Raw genomic sequence first — 349 nt, forward strand, 5'->3', positions numbered from 1 at the left:
CGGCCGGGTCCTCGGCGGCCAGGCAACTGGCCGCCGATGCGTTTTCCGCCGGCATACGTGAGGCCCGCGAGGCCGAGGCCATAACCTTCCGCAGCGCCGGCCGCCGCCCCGCCCGCCTGCCCCGGATCCCCCTCCTCCTGACCGCCGTACGCAACACGGCGGCCGCCTGGGAGGAGAGCGGGCAGGGCCACAAGCTGGACCCCGACCTGCGCCTGTGGCTCAACTCCGACAAGGCCGCCCGCTTCGCCGGACCCCCGCTCCAGCGCCCGCTCGCGCTGCGCGGACTGCGCGACATGCAGGAACCGGACGCAGCCCTGCTGTGGCTGGCCGAGGTGGAGGCGTTGCCGCA

Annotated in this window: 1 protein-coding gene; it reads left to right on the top strand. The window is 75.4% G+C overall.

Annotated features, from left to right (window positions below):
* Positions 1-349, top strand: a 349-nt coding sequence (locus UK12_RS42185; protein WP_045307076.1) for a hypothetical protein, incomplete at both ends; no start/stop codon positions are given.

Origin of the sequence: Saccharothrix sp. ST-888, assembly GCF_000955975.1 — a bacterium.
GTDB lineage: Bacteria > Actinomycetota > Actinomycetes > Streptomycetales > Streptomycetaceae > Kitasatospora.